Raw genomic sequence first — 20,650 nt, 5'->3', positions numbered from 1 at the left:
TCAAATACAAACAAAGCTTTTTATCAAAAAAATGATAATCAAAAAAATGATAATCATAAATTTGACACACGAAGGTATAGTATGTAGAAACTTTCTGCATTTTTTAACATTAGGTGATAGCCTTTCTTATTCGCTTTGTAAGATTCCTGTCTCTGTATCCCGATGGTTCATAGTGCGCTGAATCTCCCGATATTTACGACCTGACGAGAAACGCCATGTGAAATTGAGTGTTAGCATATTGCCCAAATCGCGGCTGTGCTGTGATGCCTCTTTGTGGATATATCGGCTAAGAACTTCCGTCTTATGTCTGAGCGGATTTGAGCAGAATGGGTGCTGGGCATATAGGGAAAGAGTGATGTTCTTCTTCATCTGGTAAGAAGCCGTGAGATACCAAGCGGCTGGTTGATGGCCACGATGCTCTCCCTCCATAAAGTTCCATCCATTATCAGCGTAAGCCGTCAGTGTCCACTTGCCAAGGTAGGCTTCTATGTTGGCACCTCCGTTGAAAGCTGTATAGGTATGACGATAGTCGTCTGTGAAGTTGAAGAAACGGTAGATGCCGCCATATACGGTTGCGGAGAGATGCTCAGAAATGACTTCCCATCGGTTGTAACTCTGGATGAAGAAGAAACTACATTCATTACCAGCGTTTGTCTGAGTCTGATAGAAATGTTCATCCTGACGGGTATATTTCTCCATATTACAGTTGGCATTAAGTCGCCAGTAGCCCTGTAGTTCGCTCATAATTTTAGGCGTGGAGTAGGTTAGTCGAAGATCGTGAGAGGTTACACGATTCGGCATAATCTCAGGATTGCCCACCAGTGTTTCCATCGCATTCTGTTTGATACAGACATCACTGACGAGTGCAATCTGCGATACGTGCTGCGACACCTCGAAGTCGTATTTTACTTTCAGATGCTTAGCCAACGGATAGGCAAGCGTCATCTTAGGGCGGAACAGCAGGAAGCGATCATTCCAATTTGCCTGTCGATAGTAACGAGTACTCATGCCCAAGCCTCCCATATATCCGAATTTGCCCAAGCGTCCTTTCAACTGACCGAAGAAATACATCATTGATGACCGCATTGAGTTGGAAGCGTTTGCATCGCCAAAATATACATTATCTATATATTTCTGTCCATACTGTGTACCCAAAGAGATTGTAAAGGGTTTCAGACGGTTTTCATAGATGGCCTCAGTCCAGAGCGAATACGTCTTTCCTATCACGTTATAGGCATAGTTGCCGCCTTCGTTATGCTCTGAATAGCTATCGGTATGGATATACGTTCCCACAGCATTGGCAGTAAGTGACTGGTGACGTTTGAAATCTCGATGGAAATAGAGGTCGAGTACGGGAGATGAGGTACGGGACGAGGAATGGTCTTCGTAAGTCTCGAACTTAGCTAACGACCTTTCGGGCTGAATGTCTCGATGGGCAGAGAGCTTAGACTGGAACACGTAGTTCGAGTCGCTAAGGCTATACGTCAGTTGAATTTTGTGGTCGAGGCTCTTATTCTGTCCCTCTAACTGTTGGCGTAATACATTGTACTCCGTCCCCGGTTCCAGTTCGTATGTCGTCTTTTCTTCATATTCCGTTCCCTCAAAGTTTTGATAACCCAGCGAGTAGTTTACTCCGAATTCGCTCTTTCCATAGTTGATTTTTCCATAGACACTCTCATCACCATTCACGGATGTTAGTGTGTTTGTAAGGTCTGCCCCGATGTTGTATCCGCTGACGGGGTTCTTCACGATGATGTTGATGACATAGGCTACACCTTCACCATACCTGACTCCAGGATTGTCGATGTAATCAATATGTTGTACGGCTTTTATGTCGAGTGCAAGAAGATCCTCTTTCGATGCCGCGATGTCGTTGATGCGCACCTGCACACTACCAAGGTTTGAGAGTGCGGTAACGCTGTGCATCACGGGGTCAACACGCAGATGGGGTAACGTCAGTTTCGACAATAGTGAATAGCCGTTGGTACTACTCTCCAACTGCTGACGTGTGGGATGGATGGTTTGACCGTCAACCCGTTGCACTACCTTAGAGCCCTGTACGGTAACTTCCTGTAATTCCACTTCCTTCTGTGCAAAAGCCATCATTGATGCAGTTAGCATCCATAAAAACAATAATCTCTTCATACATTTACTTTTTTCCTGCAAAGGTATGAAGAGATAAGTTATTAGAAGAATTTTCTTCCTGACATTTGTCTGACATTTGTCTGACAGGCGGCTATCTATCTGATAGTCAGTCTATATGTGTTTTATTACTTGATGATGGGTTGTTTGCCGAAGTAGCCTGACAGTAGTAATACTAATTTTGCCGCGCGACCATTATACCGAGTTGCACGGGCACTTTTCTGTATCTCGCTAAAATAAGACTTGATTTTTGATATTTAGTGCTTATTTTTACCAAATTGTCAAAATAAGCACGGTAAAAACGTCTTATTTCAACAAAAATGTTAAATTAAGATATGTTTTTTATGCTTTTACTTGTAAATGTCACTTATTCTATGTATATTTGCCATTGAAAAAGGTGTTATAATTATGAAAATAGAAATTGAAGAGTTAGAAAGGCAAGTTATTGAAAGGATGAGAATGGATAATCCTTGGTGGACATCTGGGAAAATTCCCGATGATATTCACCAAATGAAAAGCCGTCTATACCTCGATTCCTTCTACAAAGTTGTTAAGGATGTTGATGTCAGACGTGGCATAGTTCTGATGGGACCAAGACGAGTAGGTAAGACCATTATGATTTATCATACAGTAGAACGCTTGATAAATGATGGTGTTAATCCACAAAGCATTATCTACCTTTCTATAGATACACCTATATATAATGGAATGTCGCTTGAAATGCTGTTGAATATCGCAAAGAAATCTCTTGCGAAACAACCAACAGATCAAGGTTTGTATGTGTTCTACGATGAGGTTCAGTATTTGAAGGATTGGGAACTACATTTAAAATCATTAGTTGATACCTATCGTTCAACTCGGTTTATTGTATCTGGTTCGGCTGCTGCTGCACTGAAGATGAAGAGTACCGAGAGTGGCGCCGGGCGTTTCCATGACTTTGCATTACCTCCACTTACTTTTAACGAGTATATCCATCTCCAGGAGCTTGATCGACTGATAGTTCCTAAAAAGATAGAGTGGAACCAGCAAGTGTTTAATGCTTTTGACACCATAGATATATCACAATTGAATGAGCATTTCATACGCTATATTAATTATGGTGGTTATCCTGAGGTTGTTTTCTCGAAAGAAATTCAGCAAGACCCAGGACGTTATATGCGACGTGATATTGTTGATAAGGTGATGCTTAAAGACCTTCCTAGCCTTTATGGTATCAATGATACACAAGAATTATATCGCTTGTTTATCCATATCGCCTATCGCTCTGGTTGTGAATTTTCTTATGAAGAGATGTCTCAGGAGTCTGGCATCCGTAAAGATATTATCCGCAAGTATATCAGTTATTTGGAAAGTGCATTCCTTATTAAGGTAATTCATCGTGTTGATGCTAATGCAAAGCGGATGCAGCGAATAACCCAGTTTAAGATATATCTTACAAATCCGTCTTTACGATGTGCCCTTTTCTCGCCATTGACGGAGACAGATAAGACTTTGGGAAGTATGGTAGAGACTGCTCTTTTTGCCCAGCGTATTCAACGGGATGATGAGGAAGTTTTTTATGCAAATTGGAAGATGGGACGAGAAAATGGTGAGGTGGATATGGTGGGACTTGACCGACTACGCCAAAAGCCAATATGGGCTGTTGAGATGAAATGGTCTGACCGTTATTTCGATGTGCCAAGTGAACTAAAATCCTTACTTTCATTTATGGATAAGAATCATCTGGTGTCGGCAATAGTCTCTTCTCGTACAAAGTATGGAATTAAAAATATGGAGAATTGTAACTTGACGTTCATGCCGTCGGCCCTATATGCCTATTTATTGGGTTATAATACAATAGAGCAAAAGAAATATTGATTGAGAACATAAAACTATAATGCGTATGAATATTGGTGATAAGGCGCCAGAGATTCTGGGCAAGGATGAACAGGGACGGGATATCCGTTTGAGTGATTATCGTGGACGTAAGTTGGTGTTGTACTTTTATCCAAAAGATAATACCAGCGGCTGTACGGCTGAGGCTTGTAGTTTGCGCGACCATTATAACGAACTGCAAGGGGCAGGCTACGAGGTGGTGGGTGTGAGTAAGGACTCGGCAGCATCGCACGTGAAGTTTAAGGAGAAGCACGAACTGCCTTTCCCGTTGATTGCGGATGTTGACAAGGAACTGCTGCAGGCAATGGGTGCCTGGGGCGAGAAGGTGATGTACGGTAAGAAAACCGAGGGCACCATACGTACCACCTTTATTATTAACGAGGAGGGTGTGATTGAGCAGATATTTGCCGGCAAGCAGGTAAAGACCAAGGAGCACGCCGAGCAGATACTAAGCCGATAACTTGGGGCGCTTGGTGTTTACCAGGTACATGCCGTACAGAATGAGTACAGTACCGATGATAAACCATACGGTAATCTGCTCGTTAAGAACCATCCAGGCAAACACGATGGTGGTAACGGGATTGAGATACACGTAGTTGGTGGCAACCACGGCCCCCAAACGCTTAAGTACCCAGTTCCATGCCACGTAGCAGAGCATGGAGGCTACACAACCCAGGAACAATAGGTTGGCTAACAGCGTGGGCTTGTTGATGACCAGCTGGATGTTGAGGTCGGGATGCAGGATGATATAGGGTATCATGGACAGCAGACCGTAAAAGAATACCTTGCGGGTAATGAACACCGTGGGGTAACGCTTGCTAACGGGGATAATCAGCAGACTGTAGAACGCCCAGCACATGCAGGCACCAAAGGCCAGCGCATCGCCCAAAGGCGAGAGGTGGAGCACAAAATGACCGTTCATCACCACCATGATAACACCCAATGACGCCATAACAGTGCCAGCGGTTTGCCAGCGATTAAGGCGCTCGGTTTTATAGAAAGCACCGATGATGGCTGATGCAAACAGGGGGCACAGACTCACGATGATGCTGGTGTTGGTGGTTGTGGTGTAGTTCATGGCGCTATTCTCGGTGAGGAAGTAGAGCGATCCGCCAAATACACCCAAAGCCATCATGTTGAGCTCGTCGCGCCAACTGTTGCTGAGCCAGTGGATGCCCTTTGACAGGCTATAGCCTAACAACAGCAAGTAGGCGATAATAAATCGCAGAATAAATATCTGGGCTGCAGTTAGTCCGCCCAGCAACAACAGTTTAGTGCACACAAACGTGACGCCCCAGATGGCCACCACTATAAATGCTATAAGATGAGGTAGAAATCGCTTCATATTAAGTAAGTTTATGGGTGCAAAGATACAACTATTTTCCCATGTTTAGCAAAAAAAGCAAGATTTGCTTGCACTTTTCGGTGAAAAAACGTACCTTTGTCCGCATGTTACATAAGCAAATCTGATAAATCATGGAAACAGAACTGTTATGGGGGTTTAATCTCCATGCTTGGATTACAATCATTACAGTGTTGGGTATGTTTACGACGCTGTTAGTAACTAAGTTACGTGCTGATGTAGTGTTTTTAGCTGCTATCGGCATATTGCTTGTTACAGGGGTGCTCGATGCTAAAGAGGCGTTTTCGGGCTTCAGTTCTTCGTCGGTAGTGGTTATCGGAGTATTGTTTGTGGTAGTGGCTGGTCTTACCTATACCGGCGTGCTGCAATGGATAGTGAAAAACCTGTTAGGGCAACCCAACAGCTACGGCAAGGCCGTGATACGACTGATGCTGCCAGTGGCCGGACTGAGTTCGTTCTTGAGTAATACCACGGTGGTGGCCATGTTTGTGGGCATCGTGAAAATGTGGTCGAAAAAGCTGGGCATCTCGCCCTCAAAGCTGCTTATCCCTCTGAGTTATGCCTCGGGTATGGGTGGTGTGTGTACGCTGATTGGTACACCGCCCAACCTGATTATCAGTGGACTGTATGCCGATAAGACGGGCCATGTGATGAACGTGTTGGCAACTACGATACCAGGCTTGTTCTGCTTGCTGGTAGGTGTGCTGAGCATTATTGCCATGCGTAAGCTGTTGCCCGATAGAAAAGCACCCGAGTCGGATTTTGAGGATACAGCCGAATATACCGTAGAGTTACTGGTGCCATCGAGCAACAAGTTTATTGGCGAGACACTCGACTATGCTGGCCTGTACGATGTGAAGGGCGGCCGACTGATCAGGATCCGACACTTTGATAATGTACCCGTAGCGCTGAGCAAGAACGAGTTTGTGATGGGAGGTGACCATCTGACATACGCCGGACATATTAAAGATATACTGCAGCTGGCCCAGGAGCGTGGCTTGCAGGTTGGCGACGAGGTGATTAACGTGGGTAGCAAAACACTGATATCGGCGCTGATTATGATAGCGATGGTAACAGTATCGGCCTTGGGTATTATGCCACTGCTGCACTGTGCCTTTATTGCCGCTGCTGCCATGATGATACTGCACTGCTGTACGCCCGACCAGGCCATGCGCGCTATTAACTGGGACATATTGATGGTGTTTGCTGGTAGCGTGGTGCTGGGACTGGCTATCCAGAAAACGGGTATTGCCGAACGCCTGGCCATGGGTATTCTGGATGTGTGTGGTACCAACCCGATAGTGGTGATGACTGCCATCTGCTTTGTGGGTACGTTTATCACCGAGTTTATATCAAACACTGCTGCCGGTGCCATGTTCTTCCCCATCATGTACGAGGCTGCCGAGAAGTTGGGGTACGAGCCATACCCATTCCTGATAGCCCTGATGGTGAGCGTGAGCAGTAGCTTTGCCACACCTATCGGATCGCCTACACACATGCTGGTGTACGGTCCTGGTGGTTACCGATTCAGCGATTTTATGCGTATAGGACTGCTGATGAACCTTATCATACTGGCAGCTAACATATTTATAGTGAACATTATTTATCCACTAACACCCTTGCAATAAACAATACGAACTAAACATAAATGAACGAACTGATTACTCAGATTAATGATGCCGTTTGGGGCTATGTGCTGATTGCCGCGCTGGTAGGCTGTGGCGTGTGGTTTACTATTAAAACACGCTTTGTGCAGTTCCGGATGGTGGGCGAGATGCTCAGGTTGCTAACCGATTCGGCTGTTGATACAGTAGGTGACCAAGTTAAGAATCAAGGTACAGAGGGCAAGCGTAAGCATATCTCCTCGTTTCAGGCTTTTGCCGTGAGTGTGGCCACGCGTGTGGGTACGGGCAACCTGGCTGGTGTGGCTTCGGCCATTGCCATCGGTGGACCTGGTGCCGTGTTCTGGATGTGGATTATCGCCCTTATCGGATCGGCTACGGCTTTTGTAGAATCTACCTTGGCCCAGCTGTTTAAGCAGAAACATAAGGACTCGTTTATCGGCGGTCCTGCGTACTATATCCAGCATGGCTTGCACCAGCGATGGATGGCCATTACGTTTGCGGTGCTGATTACGCTGCAGTTCGGACTGTCGAACAACTCAATCCAGGCTAACACCATTTGTGGTGCCATGCAGGAGGCCTTTGGCTGGAATCCTGTATGGGTGGGTATTGCATTGGCAGTTCTGGGCTTGTTTATCGTGTTTGGCGGTATTCAGCGTATTGCCCATGTAAGTGCGGTGCTGGTGCCTGTGATGGCTATCGGCTATGTGGTTCTGGCCATTGTGATTATTGCCATGAACATAGAGCATATACCACATGTGTTTAAGGTGATTGTAGAAGATGCCTTTGGCATACACCAGATAGCTGGTGGTGGTATTGGTGCTACGATTATGAATGGTGTGAAGCGTGGCTTGTTCTCGAACGAGGCGGGCGAGGGTAGTGCACCTAACGTGGCTGCTACAGCAGCTGTATCGCACCCCGTTAAGCAGGGCTTGATTCAGGCCTTGGGCGTGTTTACCGATACCTTGCTGGTTTGCTCGTGTACGGCGTTCATCATTTTGATTAGCGGTCTGTACGAGGTGCCAGAGCTGAATGGTATCGCACTCACGCAGTCGGCTTTGCAGAGTGAGGTAGGTGCGTTAGGACCGATATTCGTGGCTATTGCCATCTTCCTGTTTGCCTTCTCGAGTATCATCGGCAACTACTATTACGGCGAGGCAAATATCCGTTTCATTACGTCGAATGCACAGGTGATGACAACCTACCGCATCTGTTCGGCTGGTGTGATGGTGATTTTTGGCGCGTTGGCCAGCTTTGAACTGGTGTGGAACATCGTTGACTTTTTTATGGCTTTCCTTACAGCTTGTAACCTGATAGCGATTGTGCTGTTGGGACGTTATGCTTTCCGGCTGCTTGATGATTACCGCCAGCAGAAGCGTGCAGGCATTAAGGAACCCATGTTCCACCGCAGTCAGTTACCTGAGTTAGAAAACGAATTAGAGTGCTGGGAGTGATGAACGAAACACAACGTGGATTTATACAACTGCATCTGAGTGTGCTGTTGGCAGGCTTTACGGGCCTGTTTGGACGACTGATTACCCTGAACGAGGTTGATATTGTGTGGTACCGTATGCTGTTTACGAGTGCAATCCTGCTGGTGTTTACTGGACTGCCACGTGTGGGATGGCGTAAGTTTCTGCAACTGTGCGGTTGCGGTGCGCTGTTAGGTTTGCACTGGATACTGTTTTACAGTAGCATCAAGGCCTCGAACGTGTCGATTGGTGTTATCTGTTTCTCGTTGGTAGGCTTTTTTACAGCCCTTTTCGAGCCGCTGATATACCATCGCAAGCTGTCGGTTACCGAGTTGGTGTTCTCGCTCATTACCGTGCTGGGTGTGCTGTGCATTTTTTCATTAGATGCCCGTTACCGCTATGGTATCGGCATTGGTGTGGTGTCGAGTGCCGTGTGTGCGCTCTATGCCATCTGCAATAAAAAGGCAAGCGTGGGTGTGCGTAGTCGTACGGTGCTGATGTACCAGATGTCGGGTGGTATCGTGCTGGTATCGATGATCATCCCCATCTACCTGGCTTTCTTCCCCAGCAACCAGCCTGTGGTGGTTATTCCCGATGGTACTAACCTGTGGCTGATGCTCTGTCATGCGCTGTTCTGCACGGTGGGTATGTATCTGCTACAGATACAGGCACTGAAGCGACTCTCGGCCTTTACGGTAAACCTGACGTATAACCTGGAGCCTTGCTATACCATTATATTAGCATTCCTGATTTTTGGCGAGGGCCGCGAGATAAACTTCTCGTTCTATATCGGCATCGCCCTGATACTGCTCAGTGTGCTGTTGCAAACCCGACGGGCACTGGGACCTAAAAAATAAACATATATGCAGACAAGTTACGCATTATTCTTTGATATCGACGGTACGCTGGTGAGTTTCGAGACACACCAGATTCCCGCTTCTACCATCCTGGCACTTACACAGGCCAAGGCCAATGGGCACAAGGTGTTTATAGCTACCGGGCGCCCACCTATTATCATAACCAACCTGGGTGCTATCGAGCACCTGATCGACGGGTATGTAACTACTAATGGCGCTTACTGTTTTGTAGGCGATGAGGTAGTGGCATGTAAGAGTATTCCGCCACACGAGGCCCGATTGATAGTGGATGATGCCATAGAAAAGAACTATGGTGTGATAGTGGTTGGCGAAAAGGATGTGGCTGTGCTCGACCCGCAGGGACAGGTGGATGAGATTTTCCGTCAGCATTTAGCGGTGGAGAATCTGGATAAAGCCAAGCCTGTAGAGGAGGTGCTACAGCAGCGTATTATGCAGATAACACCTTTCTTTAGTAAGGATTATGAGGCAGAGTTGATGGCACGCGTGCCAGGCTGTACCTCAGGGCGCTGGCATCCGGCATTTACCGATGTAACCGCATTAGGTGCTGATAAGGGTGAGGGACTGCTGGCTATGGCCAAACATCTAGGTCTGAATCCCGACCATACCATGGCCTTTGGTGATGGCGGTAATGACAGTACCATGGTGCGCAAGGCTGGTGTGGGCATAGCCATGGGTAATGCCATCGACGAACTGAAAGCTGAGGCTGACTACATTACTGCATCGGTTGACGATGAGGGTGTGCGCAAGGCCCTGCAGCACTTTGGCTTGATTTAGTTAGGCCAAAGGCAACGTCATGACAAAGCGGGCACCCGAGGTGTAAGTGGTATCGAGCACCACATCGCCACCCAGTCGGCGTGCCAACGAACGTGCTACGGTAAGTCCGATACCTGTACCCTCGTAGTACTCATCCAACTGTACAAACTCATCAAAAACATGTTCTGCTTCGCTTAAGGGCACACCAACACCTGTGTCCTCAACGATGAATTCGATGGTGCTATCAGTCTTTTTGAGTGTAAGCGTAACCTGTTGCTGTTCAGTTTGTTTTTCATTCTTAGCCTCGGCCGGACGGGTAAACTTACGGGCATTATCAAGCAGCATGGTAAGCGCACGGGTAGCAGCCTGCTCGTTGGTGGTGATGGTTACCGCGCCTTCGGCGTCGCCAACCTGTAAGTCGAACTTCAGGTGCTTGGCATTGGCAACCTCGCTGGCATCGGTGGCCTGTGCCGCAATCTGTACGGCCAGCACATTGTCGGTGCGGTCGATAACGGCCTGGCTGCTGGCGTCACTCAGTTCCAGCATCTTGTTAACCAGACCGGTAATACGGTCGGTATTCTCCACAATCTTATGATTGATATCGGTGCGGGTAGCCTCGTCGAGCTTCATATCGGGCATGGTGATAATCTGTGTAAAACCACTAAGGATATTCAGTGGCGTACGTATCTCATGCGAAATCTGACGGATAAAGTTGGTCTTCATCTTTGACGATTCCTCGGCGCGTTCGTTGGCTATCACCAGGTTGTTATAGCTAATCTCAAGCAGCGTGTGGGCACGGCGCAGTTTGCGATAGAACTCGAACAGCACACCCAAGAATATCAACAGCAACAGTACCACTACTACGATGGCCTGCATGCGCTGACTGTTGAGTGAGGCTCGCTGGGCGGCAATCTCTTCTTCTTTCTGTTGTGTTTCGTATATTACAGCCAACTCCTCGGCATCGCTACGATGTTGGACGGCTTTAACCGTATCGAGTAAATTGATAATTTGATCAGCTTTTTGTAAAGCCTCTTCCTTTCGACCAGTTTTCAGCATCGCTTTAAATAAGGTTGATGGGCTTGTTATCAAATAGTCGATGGTAGGCGTTACGCCTTCTTTTATTTCGGCGGAATCTATACGAAGTGCAATAGAAAGCAGTTTTTCCCACTGTTCGGTCATTTCCAGATAAAAGGCCTGATCGTATACGCCACGGAAAGATTTGGCATAATCGGTGGATAGAAATTTCTGATAGGCGGCTTCGGCTTCTTCAGGATGCCCCGTCATGGCCCACATAATGGCTTTGTCGCCAGTAAGAGTGGCCAGATAATTGCTGTATTTTTGTGTAGGTGCATTGGTGGCGGCGTAGCGTTCAAGTGCCAACTCCATCATATTGAGCCAAGGTTCTACGCGATCGAACCAGCCTATGTTCATGTAATAATTGATGATATTTGCGGCAAGCAGTATGCAACTTTCTTGGCAACGGGGACTTTGTGGATAGCGTTGTGCTAGCTGTTCGGCCCCCTGACGGGCATTCTCAAAGGTTTGTACTGCTTCGTCGTTGCGTCCCAATCGCATTTGACACATGCCAATTTCCATGATGAACTGGTTTGTATGGTCTTGTCCAATGAGGGTACTATCCTTACTGGCAGTCTCGTGTCCTTTTGTGGCAGTTCCCAAGGCAAGCTCTACATTGTTATCGTTATTCAGGTAGATAGTACTCAATCCCATGACGGCATCGTAGTATTGTGCATTGTCGATGTGTAATAATTTGTCGCCTTCGATGGCCTTGTTGTAGAAAATCAAGGCAGAACGGAACTGCTCCATTTCGTCGTATTTCGATGCCCTCAAATAATCGGCTTGGCAGGTGGCTATCTTGCCTGCCTGTTCCAAACTGTCGAGTACTTGGAACCAGCGGTTGCCCTCGTACGCGTCCAGCTGTTCTCTAATTTTGTCGCTGGCTTTTTCTTCGGGGCTGGGTTGGTCCGAGGCTTCTTGTTTGTTCGGCTGGTTGTTGTGGCACGAGGTGGCAGTTAGTACAAGCAAGGGTAGCAGCACGGCTGCAAAGTGGCGTCGGCGGAACAGCAAGCGCCATAGAGGCATGAACATGAGCATAATGGATAATAGAATTAGTGGCAATAGGAAATAAAGCAACAGGCGATAGTTGCTGAGAATAACCTCGTTGGGGCATACAAGGGCTATGCTCCAACCTGTTTGGCGGAACGGCATGTAGAATACATGACTATCTACGCCATCCAGTCGTAATGACTTGTAACCTGTTTCGCCATCGGTCATAGCACGGCCCAATGAGGTAAGGGCTGTGTCGGGATGCTCGATGGTAGAGGTGAAAATGGTTTCGTACAGCAGACGGGTGCTGTCGGGATGAACAATGTAGGAGCCGCCACGACCTAACAGCATGCAATACGATTTGGGCATGGGCTGATAGTTTTCTATCTGATCGGCCAGCCAGCTCAGTGGCACATCGGCCGAGAGGATACCCACTGTTTTATCGGGGCCACCTTGTATGGGCTGGCAGTACGAGGTCATAATATCATTAACCACAATACCACTGGTGCTCTTCTCGGCAAACGGCTCTATCCAGTACGAGTGGTACAGCATACGTGGGATAACGTACCAGTCCATATAAAAATACTGATAGTTGTCGTTACCCTCCTGTTCGGTTACGATGTGGTTACCTTTTTTATACGAGTAAGCCGAGAAATATTGACCTTTCTCTTTATAGAAATAGGGATCGAACGAGATGCTGCAGCCTTTCAGGTCGGGGTGCTGCTTCAGCAACTCTCTGCTATACGCAAACATCATGTCGGGCTGGTCGATATGCTGTTCAATCTTTGGAATCAGACTGTCAGCAGCGGCCTCTATCTGATGCAGATGACGGTCGGTACGCTCCATGACCTGCTGTAGCGATTTTACGGCATCGTCCATCGCCTGCTGCTGTATAATCTGGCGACTATAGATGAGTACTGCTGCCAGCAACAGTGCGAGTGCTGCACCAAAGGCAGCTGCTATCCAAGGGTGCTTTTTCATAAGCCAATCAGTTCTTTATAGGTTACTTCGCGTTTCAGCATGCCGGCTTCGAACATCATCTTACTGGCCTTTCGTACCATATCGGCACGTACACGGAACTCGCGGCGTTTCGACTCGCGATCAATCTGCAGGCGTAACACCTCTTCGAGCATCATCTTCTGCATCACGCGGTTGGTGTGGATACCGTTCTTGCGTACATACTTCATGACAATCTCCAAGGCCTCGTCGGGGTGGGCGGCTACCCACTCCCAGCCACGGCGACTGGCGGCTGCAAACTTACCCACGGTGCTGCGGTGGGTGTTGTAATACTGGCGTTTTACGTAAACGCCGTTTTCCTGTATGTTATAATCGTGATCGCTAAAACGATACAAACTTCTCTCGGGGAGATTAAATCCGGCCTGCTTCAGCTGGCAGAACTCGTTGTAACTCACTACCATAGTGGCATCTACGGCACCCGACAGGAACACGTTGATGTCGCTGGTAAAACGCACCCACTCGTAATTCATGCCTTCCTTCTTACTCATTATAAAGGTTAGGTAGTTGGGGTCGGAATTGAAGATGCCCACACGTTGACCTTTCATCTTTGACGGATCAGCACCCCAGCGCGAAACTAAAATGTTACTGCTGTTCATGGAGTCCTGAAAGATGTTTACCAGTGGTGTGCCTTGGGCAATGAAGTCCATGGCCGACATCATCGAAAACATGGCTGCGTCGCACTGGTTGGTCTTCAAGCGGTTGGAGGCCGAACTGGTGAGCGAAGGGTGCTGGATAATCACATCCAGGCCCATTTCGTCGTAAAATCCTTTCTCTTTGGCGGCATAATAGCCGGCAAACTGTGCCTGCGCCGTCCAGATGGTAGTAAACACAAATCTTTCACCCTTTGCCGCTACTGGTAAGGCCAGCATCACAGCAAAGACCATGGTGATATGTTTAAGGCTATGTCTCATTCTATTTCTCTCTCGTCGGGCGCAAAGATACAAAAAAGTTTTAAACTATGTGCGTTTTTTTTGTACAAAGATGTAACTTTTTGTACACTAAGTATCTAATTTCCATATATTTTTATTAATTTTGCACCCAAAAATCGAAAGATATGAATATTGAAGCATTAATCAGCAAGGCTGCAGGCGAGGCAGTAAAGGCCCTCTATGGCATGGATGCCACAGAGAAGATGCTGCAGTTGCAGAAGACAAGAAGTGAGTTTGAGGGTAACTTGACTCTGGTGGTATTCCCCTTTGTGAAGGCTGCCAAGAAGAGTCCGGAGCAGACAGCACAGGAGATTGGTGAATACCTGACTGCTAACTGTGCAGCTGTTGAGAAGTTTAATGTGGTAAAAGGTTTCTTGAACCTGAGCGTTGGCGATGGTGCCTGGTTGCAGTTGCTCGATGCTATCGATAAGGATGAGCGTTTCGGCATGAAGCAGGTTACCGACGAGTCGCCTCTGGTTATGATCGAATACTCTTCGCCTAACACCAACAAGCCTTTGCACCTGGGCCATGTACGTAACAACCTGCTGGGTTGGAGTTTGGCACAGATTATGGAGGCCAATGGTAACAAGGTGGTGAAGACCAATATCGTGAACGACCGCGGTATTCATATCTGTAAGTCGATGCTGGCTTGGCTGAAGTACGGCAACGGCGAGACTCCTGAGACATCGGGCAAGAAGGGCGACCACCTGATTGGTGACTACTACGTAGCTTTCGATAAGCACTACCGCGAGGAGGTGAAGGAACTCGTAGCCCAGGGTATGGACGAGGAGAAGGCTAAGCAGGAGGCTCCACTGATTAAGGAGGCTCACGAGATGCTGGTTAAGTGGGAGAACAACGATCCCGAGGTACGCGCTCTGTGGGAGAAGATGAACAACTGGGTATATGCCGGTTTCGACGAGACCTACAAGAAGATGGGCGTATCGTTCGATAAGATCTATTACGAGAGTCAGACCTACCTGAAGGGTAAGGCTAAGGTTGAAGAGGGCTTGGCTAAGGGCCTGTTTGAGCGCCACGAGGACAACTCGGTTTGGGCCGACCTGACTAACGAGGGTCTCGACCAGAAGCTGCTGCTGCGTAGCGATGGTACTTCGGTTTATATGACTCAGGATATCGGTACAGCCGAGATGCGTTTCAAGGATTATCCTATCGATAAGATGATATATGTGGTAGGTAACGAGCAGAACTACCACTTCCAGGTACTCTCTATCCTGTTGGATCGCTTAGGATTCAAGTGGGGTAAGGAGCTTACACACTTCTCATATGGTATGGTAGAACTGCCAAACGGTAAGATGAAGAGTCGTGAGGGAACGGTTGTTGATGCCGACGACCTGATGGCACTGATGGTAGAGGATGCCTACAAGACCTCGATGGAGCTGGGTAAGTTCGACGATATGACCGAAGAGGAGCGCCGTGAGATTGCTCGTGTGGTTGGTATGGGTGCCCTGAAGTACTTTATCCTGAAGGTTGATGCTCGTAAGAACATGCTGTTCAACCCCGAGGAAAGTATCGATTTCAACGGAAATACTGGTCCTTTCATCCAGTACACCTACGCTCGTATCCGTTCGATCCTGCGTAAGGCCGAGGCTGAGGGCTTGAAGCCTGCTAATGCTCAGGTTGATCTGGCTGAGAAGGAGGTAGAGCTGGTTCAGAAGATGAACGAGTTTGGTGCTGCTGTAGAGCAGGCTGGTAAGGATTACTCACCAAGTGGTATCGCTAACTACTGCTACGAGCTCACCAAGGTGTTCAATCAGTTCTATCACGATTACAGCATTCTGAACGAACCCGATGAGCAGAAGAAGGCCGTACGCTTGATGCTGGCTAAGAATGTGGCCAAGATTATCAAGAACGGTATGAGCCTGCTGGGCATCGAAGTTCCTGAGCGTATGTAAAAAGCCTCCCCCATCCCCCTCCAAAGGGAGGGGGCTTAATCATATTGTGAGATGACCTATATTTATGAAACGGCTGATAATGCCAATTACGACTTGCTAAGGGCTTATGCAGATTACAACATGAGTCATCCTACAGAGGCTGAAAGTATCGTGTGGGAGATCCTAAAATCAAGAAGTATTGATGGGCATAAGTTTAGAAGGCAGCATATCATCAAGGATTATATTGTAGATTTTGTTTGCTTGCATAAGAAGTTAGTAATAGAAATAGACGGTCAGTATCACCTTGAAGACAAGCAGATAGTAAAGGATAAGAGTAGGACAGAGGATTTGCAGAAAAGCGGTTTTACTGTTATTCGTTTTACGAACGAGGAGGTAGTCGCAAATACGCAAGAGGTACTTAGGAACATTAAGAAAGCACTTATGGAAATTATACCATCGGATAAGAAAAAGGTACAGAATTCACCTAAAGCCCCCTCTACTTGGAGGGGGTTGGGGGAGGCTGTAAGGGCAGACGCTTTTGCAGTAGATGCTGCTTGTAGCGGAAACCCTGGACCGATGGAGTATCAGGGTATTGATCTGACTACAGGCGCAAGGGTTTTTCATTTTGGTCCTGTAAAAGGCACAAATAATATCGGTGAATTCTTGGCTATTGTGCATGCCTTGGCACTTTGTTGGCAAAAGGGATGGCACGATAAAACCATATATTCGGATAGTTATAATGCCATTCTATGGGTGTCGAAAGGCAAATGTAAAACTACACTTGAACGCACCCCACAAACCGAACAGCTCTTCCAAATTATTGCAAGAGCCGAGAACTGGTTGCGTACCCACCAGTACCGTAATCCCATCATAAAATGGGAAACACAGAAGTGGGGTGAGGTACCTGCCGATTTTGGTAGAAAATAACTATCTGTATTTTCGCTGATAAACCACAATCACATTTTTACCGTAGATATGACTGCTTGCCACTTGGGCGCTAGCAGGCAGCTGTGGTGCACGCGTACCATCGCTAACGGTCAGTGATGTGTTGGTTTCAACACGTAGCTCGTCCCAAAGACCTTGCACGATAAAGGATTGTAACGTTTCGGTACCGCCTTCGACAATAATCGACTGGATATTCTGAGCATGCAAGCTCTCGAGGTTCAGCGGGTGAGCACGGTCTATCACCATACGTTTGGGATCAGGTCCGTACCATTCGCGTACATTCAGCTGCGGATGTTCGCGCTCATCGGTAACGCGCCCCACTAGAATAGCATCCTCCTCAGCACGCAGTTTGTGCGAAAGCATCTTGGTAAAGTCGCTTGAGATTTGTACGGGCTGGTGATGATCGTCGATGAAACCATTGGCGGTCTGTGCCCATTTCAAGATGATATAAGGACGTTTTTCGCGATGGAATGTGAAAAAACGACGGTTCAATGCCTTGCATTCATCCTCGAGTACGCCTACCTCTACTTCGATGCCTGCATCGCGTAGTTTCTGGATGCCTCGACCTTGAACTTCGGCGAATTCATCGATACATCCTACAACCACACGGCGCACACCTTTCTCGATAATCAAGTCGGCGCAAGGGGGCGTCTTACCATAATGTGAGCAGGGCTCAAGCGATACGTAGATGGTTGATTCGGGCAACAAGGCCTCGTCTTCTGCTCGTACAGAGGCAAAAGCGTTTACCTCGGCATGAGCCAGACCACAGCGCACGTGGTAACCCTCGCCAATAATACGGCCGTTATGTACAATAACTGCGCCCACCATGGGGTTGGGCTTAGCGTTCAGCTGTCCGTTTTTTGCCAGCTGAATGCAGCGTTGCATGAATTTTTTGTCGTCTATCATATTATTTTTACTATTCACTATTCACTATTCACTACTTTTTTGTACTTTTGCACCATGAATTACGAAGAACTTTGCCAAAGACTTTGCAAGATTTACGATGCCGGCGAGGCGAAAGCCCTTGTCCGTTGGGTGCTTGATGTACGTTTCGGTCTGTCAACGGCCGATATTTATTGTGGCAAAGTTACACAATTATCGGCAAACGACCAAGCAGAACTCGAAAAAATCATGCAAAGACTCGAAAAAGCCGAGCCTGTGCAGTATGTTTTGGGTGTGGCCGACTTCTGTGGTCGCCAGTTCTATGTGGCTCCTGGTGTGCTGATTCCTCGTCCAGAAACAGCCGAATTATGCCATTTAATCGGAGAGGAATTTAAAGGGAAGTTAGCAGAAGATAAAGGGAAGTTAAAGGGGTGTTCTGTGCTGGATATAGGTACCGGTAGCGGCTGTATTGCTATTACATTGGCATTGGATATTCCCGACTCTAAAGTTACAGCTTGGGATATCTCTGACGAGGCACTGGCCATTGCTCGGCATAATGCCCAGGCGCTTGGGGCTGATGTGAAGTTTGAGAAACATGATGCCTTGGCTTTAGAGACAGAGGCCGACAGGTGGGATGTAATCGTTAGTAATCCACCTTATATCTGTCGGAAGGAAGCCGATGAAATGGAGGAAAATGTGCTGAAATACGAACCAGATACAGCCCTGTTTGTGCCCGACGATGATCCGTTACTGTTTTATCGTCATATCATGCATTATGCCAAGTTGGCCTTAAAGCAGGGAGGACGATTATATTACGAAATTAATCCCATTTATGCCGATTCCATCGTAGAAAATCTGCAGACTTTGGGCTTTGTAGATATTGCGAAGATTGACGACCAATACGGCAAAACAAGATTTATAAAAGCAACTAAAGCATGACAAAGGAGAAAACAGAACAAGAGGCTTACCTGCAGTTAGCGGCTGCCTGTGCACAGGCCGAACACTGCGAGCAGGAGATGCGTGATAAGATGAAGCGTTGGGGAATGGCTCCTGAGGCGCAGAACCGTGTGGTAGAGCGTCTTACCAAAGAGCGCTATATTGATAATGAACGTTATGCCCGTGCTTTTGTAAAAGATAAGGTGCGCTATAACAAGTGGGGTCGACGCAAGGTGCAGCAGGCACTCTGGATGAAGCGTATAGATGATGATATACAGCAGCGGGTGCTCGATGAAATCGACGATGAGGAGTACCTGAAGGTGCTGGTGCCGCTGTTGAAACAGAAACGCAAAAGCATTAAAGCCGCCAACGATTATGAGTTGAATCAGAAACTGGTTCGCTTCGCCTTGAGTCGTGGCTTCGACTATGGTATCATTCGTCAATGCCTGGATGTTGACGAAGAGATGGATATTGACGATGAAATGGATTAGTATCTGGCGACGATTACTGGATTTTATTTCGCCACGCACTTGTGTGATATGCGGTCGCCGACTGTCGGCTACCGAAGAGGTGCTTTGCATGAAATGTCACTTTCATCTGCCTCGTACCGGTTTTTGGCTTGATCCCTATGATAATGAGATGGCGAAAAGCTTCTGGCATCTAATTCCTATCGAGCGTGCTGCCGCCTATTTTTACTACGAAGCCCATTCTGATACCGCCAACATGATCTACCAGCTTAAATACAAGGATCACCCCGAGGTAGGTGTGATTCTTGGACGTATGTTGGCTAAAGAGATGCAAGGCGCGGGATTCTTCGATGGAATCGATGGCATAGTACCTGTACCATTGGCTAAGAAACGTTTGCGCCAGCGTGGTTATAACCAGAGCGATGCTATTGCTCAAGGTATCAGCGAGATTACAGGTTTGCCTGTTTTGACCGATGTGGTGCGGCGTGTGGATTTTGTGGAGAGTCAGACCAAGAAAAGCAGATGGAGCCGTGCTGAGAATGTGGAACAGATGTTTGCGCTGAACCAGATTCCTGCAGGGGCAAAACACCTGCTGGTGATTGACGATGTGGTGACTACAGGCGCTACTGTAACCGCTTGTGCTAAGCAAATAGCCCTGAATGGTGGCATAAAGATAAGTGTTCTGGCACTTGGCTATACAAAAAGATAGGTAATAATTTGGTTATTCGCTTGATTTACACTATCTTTGCACCCAAAATACAGAATAACGTTATGGAAATCAAGAATCAATTTGCCCAGAAACTGATGGAGATTCAGGCCATCAAGTTGCAGCCAAACGACCCGTTTACATGGGCTTCGGGTTGGAAGTCACCTATTTATACTGATAATCGTAAGACGCTCTCGTTCCCACGTCTGCGTTCGTTTGTAAAGCTGGAGCTCTGTCATGCTATTCAGGAGAACTTCCCTGAGGCTGAGGCTGTTGCAGGTGTGGCCACTGGTGCTATTGCACAGGGTGCACTCGTAGCCGAGGAGCTGGGCTTGCCATACAGCTATGTTCGTCCAAAGCCAAAAGATCATGGTATGGGCAACCAGGTAGAAGGCGAGATTAAGAAAGGTGCCAAGGTGGTTGTAGTAGAGGATTTGATTTCTACTGGCGGGAGCAGTCTGAAGGCTGTTCAGGCACTGCGCGACTATGGTGTTGAGGTGATTGGTATGGTAGCTTCGTTTACCTACGGATTCCCTGTAGCTGAGAAGGCTTTTGCCGAGGCTGGCGTGAAACTGATTACACTGAGCAACTATGAGGCAGTGATTGAAGAGGCTGCCAAGACTGGTTATATTAAGGAAGAGGACAAGGCCGTTCTGGCTGAGTGGCGTAAGAGTCCTGATACCTGGAAACAGGATTAATCTTAATGTTTA

Annotated in this window: 17 protein-coding genes; 12 read left to right on the top strand and 5 right to left on the bottom strand. The window is 47.4% G+C overall.

The genetic code is table 11. The features are described 5' to 3' along the window. Positions 1-126: 126 nt before the first annotated feature. Complete coding sequence (locus PRU_RS12405) at positions 127-2,145, bottom strand: TonB-dependent receptor (RefSeq protein WP_049769163.1); 2,019 nt, start codon at positions 2,143-2,145, stop codon at positions 127-129. A 405-nt stretch (positions 2,146-2,550) separates the two neighbouring features. Here PRU_RS12405 and PRU_RS12400 point away from each other — a divergent pair, with 405 nt between their 5' ends. Then, the gene (locus PRU_RS12400) at positions 2,551-3,999 is read left to right on the top strand and encodes an ATP-binding protein (protein ID WP_033150663.1); all 1,449 of its coding nucleotides are present in this window, start codon (positions 2,551-2,553) and stop codon (positions 3,997-3,999) included. Between the two features lie 25 nt (positions 4,000-4,024). Beyond that, positions 4,025-4,477, top strand: coding sequence for a thioredoxin-dependent thiol peroxidase (gene bcp, locus PRU_RS12395; RefSeq protein ID WP_028902714.1), 453 nt, complete (start codon positions 4,025-4,027; stop codon positions 4,475-4,477). Here the strand turns inward: bcp and PRU_RS12390 are convergent. After that, positions 4,466-5,362 (bottom strand): DMT family transporter, encoded by an 897-nt coding sequence (locus tag PRU_RS12390; protein WP_013063987.1) that lies wholly within the window; start codon positions 5,360-5,362, stop codon positions 4,466-4,468. The two genes, bcp and PRU_RS12390, sit on opposite strands and share 12 nt — an antisense overlap. Positions 5,363-5,493: 131 nt before the next feature. Between PRU_RS12390 and PRU_RS12385 the strand changes: the two genes are divergently transcribed. The 4 genes from PRU_RS12385 to PRU_RS12370 are packed head-to-tail and all read left to right on the top strand — an operon-like array spanning position 5,494 to position 10,126. After that, positions 5,494-7,008 (top strand): SLC13 family permease, encoded by a 1,515-nt coding sequence (locus tag PRU_RS12385; protein WP_013064800.1) that lies wholly within the window; start codon positions 5,494-5,496, stop codon positions 7,006-7,008. A 20-nt stretch (positions 7,009-7,028) separates the two neighbouring features. Further along, the gene (locus tag PRU_RS12380) at positions 7,029-8,456 is read left to right on the top strand and encodes an alanine/glycine:cation symporter family protein (protein WP_013064032.1); all 1,428 of its coding nucleotides are present in this window, start codon (positions 7,029-7,031) and stop codon (positions 8,454-8,456) included. Further along, positions 8,456-9,331 carry a DMT family transporter gene (locus PRU_RS12375; protein WP_013064324.1) on the top strand — a complete coding sequence of 292 codons (876 nt, stop codon included), beginning with the start codon at positions 8,456-8,458 and terminating at the stop codon, positions 9,329-9,331. Before PRU_RS12380 ends, PRU_RS12375 begins: the two co-directional genes overlap by 1 nt. A 6-nt stretch (positions 9,332-9,337) precedes the next feature. Next, positions 9,338-10,126 carry a Cof-type HAD-IIB family hydrolase gene (locus tag PRU_RS12370; protein WP_013063540.1) on the top strand — a complete coding sequence of 263 codons (789 nt, stop codon included), beginning with the start codon at positions 9,338-9,340 and terminating at the stop codon, positions 10,124-10,126. On the opposite strand, the gene PRU_RS12365 is transcribed toward PRU_RS12370, so the two are convergent. Beyond that, positions 10,127-13,150 (bottom strand): ATP-binding protein, encoded by a 3,024-nt coding sequence (locus tag PRU_RS12365; RefSeq protein ID WP_013065144.1) that lies wholly within the window; start codon positions 13,148-13,150, stop codon positions 10,127-10,129. After that, complete coding sequence (locus PRU_RS12360) at positions 13,147-14,097, bottom strand: ABC transporter substrate-binding protein (protein ID WP_013064407.1); 951 nt, start codon at positions 14,095-14,097, stop codon at positions 13,147-13,149. The genes PRU_RS12365 and PRU_RS12360 overlap by 4 nt, the downstream gene beginning before the upstream one ends. 143 nt (positions 14,098-14,240) lie before the next feature. Here PRU_RS12360 and argS point away from each other — a divergent pair, with 143 nt between their 5' ends. Together argS and PRU_RS15735 are read left to right on the top strand one after the other, a co-directional pair. Continuing rightward, positions 14,241-16,025, top strand: a complete 1,785-nt coding sequence (gene argS, locus PRU_RS12355; RefSeq protein ID WP_013065554.1) for an arginine--tRNA ligase — start codon at positions 14,241-14,243, stop codon at positions 16,023-16,025. A gap of 51 nt (positions 16,026-16,076) precedes the next feature. Further along, the gene (locus tag PRU_RS15735) at positions 16,077-16,931 is read left to right on the top strand and encodes a DUF559 domain-containing protein (RefSeq protein WP_013064769.1); all 855 of its coding nucleotides are present in this window, start codon (positions 16,077-16,079) and stop codon (positions 16,929-16,931) included. On the opposite strand, the gene ribD is transcribed toward PRU_RS15735, so the two are convergent. Next, positions 16,932-17,855, bottom strand: a complete 924-nt coding sequence (ribD, locus tag PRU_RS12345) for a bifunctional diaminohydroxyphosphoribosylaminopyrimidine deaminase/5-amino-6-(5-phosphoribosylamino)uracil reductase RibD (protein ID WP_013064304.1) — start codon at positions 17,853-17,855, stop codon at positions 16,932-16,934. Positions 17,856-17,909: 54 nt separating this feature from the next. Here ribD and prmC point away from each other — a divergent pair, with 54 nt between their 5' ends. From prmC to pyrE, 4 genes are all read left to right on the top strand, one after another. Beyond that, on the top strand, positions 17,910-18,770 hold the full coding sequence (prmC, locus tag PRU_RS12340; RefSeq protein ID WP_041386220.1) for a peptide chain release factor N(5)-glutamine methyltransferase: 861 nt from the start codon (positions 17,910-17,912) through the stop codon (positions 18,768-18,770). Next, positions 18,767-19,258, top strand: a complete 492-nt coding sequence (locus PRU_RS12335) for a regulatory protein RecX (protein ID WP_013065454.1) — start codon at positions 18,767-18,769, stop codon at positions 19,256-19,258. Before prmC ends, PRU_RS12335 begins: the two co-directional genes overlap by 4 nt. Then, positions 19,245-19,943, top strand: a complete 699-nt coding sequence (locus PRU_RS12330; protein WP_013064833.1) for a ComF family protein — start codon at positions 19,245-19,247, stop codon at positions 19,941-19,943. The genes PRU_RS12335 and PRU_RS12330 overlap by 14 nt, the downstream gene beginning before the upstream one ends. A gap of 62 nt (positions 19,944-20,005) precedes the next feature. Then, positions 20,006-20,638 (top strand): orotate phosphoribosyltransferase, encoded by a 633-nt coding sequence (pyrE, locus tag PRU_RS12325; RefSeq protein WP_013064235.1) that lies wholly within the window; start codon positions 20,006-20,008, stop codon positions 20,636-20,638. The last annotated feature ends 12 nt before the right edge of the window (positions 20,639-20,650 follow it).

Origin of the sequence: Xylanibacter ruminicola 23, assembly GCF_000025925.1 — a bacterium.
GTDB lineage: Bacteria > Bacteroidota > Bacteroidia > Bacteroidales > Bacteroidaceae > Prevotella > Prevotella ruminicola.
This window is presented reverse-complemented; position numbering and strand designations above follow the sequence as displayed.

Bases quoted from the DNA above. Each gene is read 5' to 3' on its own strand.
- ribD (WP_013064304.1), bottom strand. From the start codon at position 17,855: ATGATAGACGACAAAAAATTCATGCAACGCTGCATTCAGCTGGCAAAA.
- PRU_RS12400 (WP_033150663.1), top strand. From the start codon at position 2,551: ATGAAAATAGAAATTGAAGAGTTAGAAAGGCAAGTTATTGAAAGGATG.
- PRU_RS12385 (WP_013064800.1), top strand. From the start codon at position 5,494: ATGGAAACAGAACTGTTATGGGGGTTTAATCTCCATGCTTGGATTACA.
- PRU_RS15735 (WP_013064769.1), top strand. From the start codon at position 16,077: ATGACCTATATTTATGAAACGGCTGATAATGCCAATTACGACTTGCTA.
- PRU_RS12405 (WP_049769163.1), bottom strand. From the start codon at position 2,145: ATGAAGAGATTATTGTTTTTATGGATGCTAACTGCATCAATGATGGCT.
- PRU_RS12330 (WP_013064833.1), top strand. From the start codon at position 19,245: ATGAAATGGATTAGTATCTGGCGACGATTACTGGATTTTATTTCGCCA.
- PRU_RS12375 (WP_013064324.1), top strand. From the start codon at position 8,456: ATGAACGAAACACAACGTGGATTTATACAACTGCATCTGAGTGTGCTG.
- PRU_RS12380 (WP_013064032.1), top strand. From the start codon at position 7,029: ATGAACGAACTGATTACTCAGATTAATGATGCCGTTTGGGGCTATGTG.
- PRU_RS12365 (WP_013065144.1), bottom strand. From the start codon at position 13,150: ATGAAAAAGCACCCTTGGATAGCAGCTGCCTTTGGTGCAGCACTCGCA.
- pyrE (WP_013064235.1), top strand. From the start codon at position 20,006: ATGGAAATCAAGAATCAATTTGCCCAGAAACTGATGGAGATTCAGGCC.
- PRU_RS12370 (WP_013063540.1), top strand. From the start codon at position 9,338: ATGCAGACAAGTTACGCATTATTCTTTGATATCGACGGTACGCTGGTG.
- PRU_RS12360 (WP_013064407.1), bottom strand. From the start codon at position 14,097: ATGAGACATAGCCTTAAACATATCACCATGGTCTTTGCTGTGATGCTG.
- prmC (WP_041386220.1), top strand. From the start codon at position 17,910: ATGAATTACGAAGAACTTTGCCAAAGACTTTGCAAGATTTACGATGCC.
- argS (WP_013065554.1), top strand. From the start codon at position 14,241: ATGAATATTGAAGCATTAATCAGCAAGGCTGCAGGCGAGGCAGTAAAG.
- PRU_RS12390 (WP_013063987.1), bottom strand. From the start codon at position 5,362: ATGAAGCGATTTCTACCTCATCTTATAGCATTTATAGTGGTGGCCATC.
- PRU_RS12335 (WP_013065454.1), top strand. From the start codon at position 18,767: ATGACAAAGGAGAAAACAGAACAAGAGGCTTACCTGCAGTTAGCGGCT.
- bcp (WP_028902714.1), top strand. From the start codon at position 4,025: ATGAATATTGGTGATAAGGCGCCAGAGATTCTGGGCAAGGATGAACAG.